At 58.7% G+C, this 4,894-nt stretch carries 6 protein-coding genes; 5 read left to right on the plus strand and 1 reads right to left on the minus strand.

Annotation, left to right across the window (positions count from 1 at the left end; all coding sequences use genetic code 11):
- Together NWI01_RS19420 and tsaA are read left to right on the plus strand one after the other, a co-directional pair.
- On the plus strand, nucleotides 1-376 hold a 376-nt coding region (locus NWI01_RS19420; protein ID WP_210242998.1), incomplete at its 5' end, for a hypothetical protein.
- Nucleotides 377-532: 156 nt separating this feature from the next.
- The gene (tsaA, locus tag NWI01_RS16705; RefSeq protein ID WP_141385092.1) at nucleotides 533-985 is read left to right on the plus strand and encodes a tRNA (N6-threonylcarbamoyladenosine(37)-N6)-methyltransferase TrmO; all 453 of its coding nucleotides are present in this window, start codon (nucleotides 533-535) and stop codon (nucleotides 983-985) included.
- Between the two features lie 15 nt (nucleotides 986-1,000).
- Here the strand turns inward: tsaA and NWI01_RS16710 are convergent, their stop codons facing one another.
- The gene (locus NWI01_RS16710) at nucleotides 1,001-2,254 is read right to left on the minus strand and encodes a hypothetical protein (RefSeq protein WP_244613848.1); all 1,254 of its coding nucleotides are present in this window, start codon (nucleotides 2,252-2,254) and stop codon (nucleotides 1,001-1,003) included.
- Between the two features lie 362 nt (nucleotides 2,255-2,616).
- Here NWI01_RS16710 and NWI01_RS19120 point away from each other — a divergent pair, with 362 nt between their 5' ends.
- The 3 genes from NWI01_RS19120 to NWI01_RS16725 all read left to right on the plus strand — a co-directional run bounded on the left by NWI01_RS19120 (nucleotide 2,617) and on the right by NWI01_RS16725 (nucleotide 4,880).
- Nucleotides 2,617-2,814, plus strand: a complete 198-nt coding sequence (locus tag NWI01_RS19120; protein WP_181410551.1) for a hypothetical protein — start codon at nucleotides 2,617-2,619, stop codon at nucleotides 2,812-2,814.
- Between the two features lie 420 nt (nucleotides 2,815-3,234).
- Nucleotides 3,235-3,591, plus strand: coding sequence for a hypothetical protein (locus tag NWI01_RS16720; RefSeq protein ID WP_244613849.1), 357 nt, complete (start codon nucleotides 3,235-3,237; stop codon nucleotides 3,589-3,591).
- A gap of 221 nt (nucleotides 3,592-3,812) precedes the next feature.
- Entirely contained in the window at nucleotides 3,813-4,880 is a 1,068-nt protein-coding gene (locus NWI01_RS16725; RefSeq protein WP_141385095.1) for a CobW family GTP-binding protein, read from the plus strand.
- Nucleotides 4,881-4,894 lie beyond the last annotated feature (14 nt).

The raw sequence follows: 4,894 nt of genomic DNA on the forward strand, positions 1-4,894 counted from the left end.
TCCGCACCAGCACCTGACGGCCTTTGATACGGCCCAACAAGCGCGTTACATACCGGCCGATTTCTTAAAGGAGTATATTTTAAGATGCAAGCGCCGTTCATGCTGCTCTGCGGCAACCACGCACGCGATTCACTCGCGCGACCTGATTGCATCTTTGCGCTGTATCAAACATCTCGTCGCGCTTTTTAATGTCGACACGTCATTTCGATCGCACGATCAGCGGCCACAATCTTCTTACTCTTTCTTGACCATGTGCCAAGTTCTGGTCATCGGCGACAACTTGAATGCCGTGAAGATCCGCCGCAACATTTTTCAGCGAGGCTTCGATCACGCCTGTTATCAACGCCGTTTCGTCGCGAGGGCAAGATCAAGATAGGGATATCGATAAAGGCATCTCTTGATTTTGACCTCTCTTGCCGTGACGCTCGATCCTGGCGCAATGTTAAGGTCGGCGGCGACAGCAGGTCATGAACTACCAATACCTCTCGCCGGATAATAGATCCGTTTCAACCATCCGCACCGGTAACCACACATGACGATTTCCATGCGATCCATAGCGACCGTGCGCAGCCATTTCACGAACGAGGTGCGCGTATCGCGCCGGGATATCGTCGCGGAAATCGTCGTGCGCGAGGACCTTGCGGCGGCTCTGACCGGCCTTGAGGAATGGTCGCATCTGATCATCCTGTTCTGGATGGATCAGATCGCCGGTAAGCCCATCCCCCTGACCACGCATCCCCGGTATCGCACCGACCTGCCGGAAGTGGGCGTGTTCTCCGCCCGCGGGCCGGAACGACCCAATCCGATCGGGCTGGCCGTCGTGGAGTTGCTGAAGCGGGAGAAGAACATTCTGACGGTCAAGGCTCTGGACGCCTATGACGGCACGCCCGTGCTTGACATCAAACCCTATGACGCATTTGACGCCGTCACCGAGCTTCGGGCGCCGCAATGGTGGATGACTGCGACGGGCCGATTGACGCCATAACCGACACCTGCGCGATCAACGCGACCGCCCACGCGTTGGGCCCGATTGGCGCCATTGTCGCGACAGGCTGATCAGCCGGTCCCGGGAAATCGTCCCGCCGTGATAGACGGCGCGCGACACGGCGTTCGCCCCGAGCACGGCATCTCCGAATTCGTGCCTTCGCAGGAAGGGGTGATGCGGCAGATAGGTTTGGACCATCGCCCTGTATTTTCCCATGTCGGAGGCCGAGAGCCTGACACGGCCGGCGCCCTCGAGCGGCTTCGATTGGATGTATTGCGCAAGGAGCGTCAGTTGCTCCTCTATATCGTAAACGGAGTTCGGCACCGCGGATTCGCATTGATCGCTTAACCGGTCCCGCAACTTGTCCTGTTCGCGGCACAATATCTCGTACAGGACCGCCTCGACGACTCCCCACGCCTCACGACCCCGGTTCGCCCTGAGGTTTTTGGCGACGTTGTCGAAATCATCGATCACAGCCAGGATGGACCCTACCGCCGCAAGCAGTGGCGCATAGCCCGCGAAGACCTTGCCTCGTCCGTCGTCCCACAACTCGCCCGCCGATAAGCCGAGCGCGGCTTCGATGGCATCGAAGAATGTCGTGATGAAATCCTCGGCGAGATCCGGGTGGTTCAGATAGTGCGACCCGGGCCGGGCCGCCGCCCTGGCGTAAGCGTGAATCAGTTGTCGGGCGCCCTCTTTGTCGTAGAACTCGACGTTGGCGGTGACGTGCTTCACTTCAGGCGCGGCGCGTTCAAATTGCTGTCGCGCCAGTTCGATCGACTCGAACCTACCCAGCATGACCAGCTTGGGCCTTGAGGTCACCCGCCGGTCGCTTTGCAACAGTTCGGCGCTTGATCCGAGAAACTGCTCGATCCCGGCCTCGTTCGACAGCAATCTCCCTTCGTCAAGCGCGTCGACAATGATGGGAAGCCGGCCCTCGTGAAATGCCGCCATCGGGTCGCTCTTATCGGCGGCCTCCAGGCCGGCCAGCAGGGCATGGAGCGATCCGGCGGCAACGGACACCCTGGCCAGGTCGAGAACCGGGATCTTGAGCGTTGCTGACAATTGGCTTGCCAATGTGCTCTTGCCGGCCGCCGCAGACGCCTCGATGAGAATGATCTCCTTCTCCAGGCTCCCCCCCTCTCCGTCTTCCGTTTCGAATCTCGGCGCCACGAACGGGGTCGGCGGCTCCGCGATGACGAGAGATGCGGCCTGGTCAGGCTTCGGGACATGGACGGGCCGGCTCAAGACATCAACGAGTGCGCTCAACGCGGTTTCCGGCATCAGATGACCTTTCAGGTGAAGGCTGCACGTTTACAATCGCAACACGGCGGGTTCAATGGCTACAGCGCTTTCAAGCCATGTCCTCTTCAAGCGAGGCATGCGCCGCTTCCAACGAAGCATCCGGGGAGACCGGTTTGCGTGAAAAACGTGTCAAAGCAAGATCTCAAAACACGCTTCTGATTGAATCAGAAGCGTGGCTTGCAGAAGCGCGGCTTGAGCGCGCAGACGAAGGCCGGCCGCGCCACGAGGGGCATCAGGGAGTTGTGGAACGAACCCGACGGGATATGTACGCGGGTGCAAATCCATGCCATACTTGAGCTATGATCAAAGGTTGGAAAATCAGCACCGTGAGGCCCGGCAGAGGCGCCAGCGGAGCGCCACGCCGGGAATTCATCCTTGTCGCCATCGCCGACCAGGACGCGGCTGTCCGCGCGGTCAAGGAAACCCTCCCTGACGCGGAGGTCAAGGTCGATTCGGAAGCTACTCCGGAGCTTATTGCCGAATATCAGGTCATCGACGGCGAAATGGTTGTACTCGCCGACTGAGTTGATCCAGCAAAGCGCACACCAGTCCAGGTCTCCGATCGACTGCGGTGGAATTGCAGGAGCCTGAAAACGCGGCGCGACGGTAGCTTCCGGCGATCATCGTTTACCCCCTGCCCTTTCCGGCGCTTTCGGATGGATCAGCCGTCCGCGGGTAAGGTTTGCATCCGGCGTTTACGATACTTAGAGCGGCCGCCGGTCAAATGGAATCAGCGCCGCCGCTCCAGTTAATTGATTGCATCGGATTTATCCCGAAACCGGTTTCCACTTTCCGGTCCGATGCTCTAGTTTACCGCTTTGATCGCGAAACCGGTCGGAATCAGGTTCCCTGAGCCTAAAATGCTTCATTGGGCAACGACTGGCGACAGCGGAATTTCAGGATACACACATCACTAGTTGCCCGGGTGCTGATCGATCGCCCTCATGGACAAGCCGTGCCCGCCTGTGATTAAGGCTGATATCGGAGCCGCAGAAACACTCGTCTCAAGGAGAGAACCGATGCGATACCGCACCAGCCAGGGGCTGCTGATCGAGGCCGAAACGTCGTTTGATGCCATCCGCCGCCTGCGCGAGTCGAGCTGGAATGAACAAAACCTCAGCGATCGCGAATACATGGAAGCGGTTGCTGATCGCATGTTCCAGGAGGGTGTTCACGTTTCAACGGTGAGCCCGGACATCTTTATTGCCGGGCTGTTGGGCGCCGGACTTCTCACGCGCGAGCCTGATGACGCGCAGCCGAATACCGAGAACCCGGCGAAGCAGGAGGCGGATCGCAAATAGGTCTAAAAGAGCCGGAATTCGATAGCTTCAGCTTCGCCCTTTGCTCGGCAGCGCGCAAAACCCGATCCCGGCGGAGCGCACGATCCGGCAGGCGCGGCAAGATCGGCGTCAGCGCGCGACGCAGGCGACGGCCCACCAGAACAGCGCCGAGGCACGATCCCTCGCAATGATTGATGCAAAGAGGCTGGGTGCCTATATAGGCGAACCAGCGGAGGAACAAAATGACTGACAAAATCCCGGTCACCGTGCTGACCGGCTATCTTGGCGCCGGCAAGACCACACTGCTCAATCGGATTCTTTCGGAGGAGCACGGACGAAAATACGCCGTCATCGTCAACGAGTTCGGAGAAATCGGCATCGACAACGACCTCGTCGTCGGCGCTGACGAGGAAGTGTTCGAAATGAACAACGGTTGCATCTGCTGCACCGTGCGCGGAGATCTCATGCGCATCCTGGCCGACCTGATGAAGCGGAATGGCAAGTTCGACGCTATTATCGTCGAGACTACCGGCCTCGCCGATCCGGCGCCGGTAGCGCAGACCTTTTTCGTCGATGAGAATGTCGGGAAGAAGACCAAGCTCGACGCCGTCGTCACCGTCACCGATGCCAAGTGGCTCAATGACCGACTCAAGGACGCCCCGGAAGCCAAGAACCAGATCGCCTTCGCCGACGTGATCCTGATCAACAAGACCGATCTGGTCTCACCCGACGAGCTCAGCGAAATCGAGGCGCGCATCCGCGGCATCAATCCTTACGCGAAGTTGCACAGAACCCAACGGGCGCAGATCGCGCTCAGCGAGATTCTGGAACGCAACGCGTTCGACCTCGACCGCATTCTCGATATCGAACCGGCTTTCCTCGAAAGCAAGGACCACGATCACGACCATCATCACGATCATGGCCACGATCACCATCACGACCATGACCATGACCACCATGATCATGACCACAAGCACGATGACCATCATGGCGGGATCAAGCACTACCACGACGAGGAAATGCAGTCGATTTCACTCAAAACCGACAAGCCGCTCGACGCGGACAAATTTTTCCCGTGGGTCGAGGATCTCGTGCAGAAGGAAGGCCCGAACATCCTGCGCAGCAAGGGCATTCTTTCATTCAAGGATGAAGATCGGCGCTTCGTATTCCAAGGCGTGCATATGATTCTCGACGGCGACCATCAACGACCCTGGAAGGAAGACGAAAAGCGCCAAAGCCGCATCGTTTTCATCGGCCGCAATCTACCGGAACAGTTGATCACCGAAGGGTTCGAGGGCTGCATCGCCTAGATCACAATGGTTTT

This window comes from Nitrobacter winogradskyi (assembly GCF_006539545.1).
GTDB classification, from domain to species: domain Bacteria; phylum Pseudomonadota; class Alphaproteobacteria; order Rhizobiales; family Xanthobacteraceae; genus Nitrobacter; species Nitrobacter winogradskyi_A.

Bases quoted from the DNA above. Each gene is read 5' to 3' on its own strand.
- tsaA (WP_141385092.1), top strand. From the start codon at position 533: ATGACGATTTCCATGCGATCCATAGCGACCGTGCGCAGCCATTTCACG.
- NWI01_RS16720 (WP_244613849.1), top strand. From the start codon at position 3,235: ATGGACAAGCCGTGCCCGCCTGTGATTAAGGCTGATATCGGAGCCGCA.
- NWI01_RS16725 (WP_141385095.1), top strand. From the start codon at position 3,813: ATGACTGACAAAATCCCGGTCACCGTGCTGACCGGCTATCTTGGCGCC.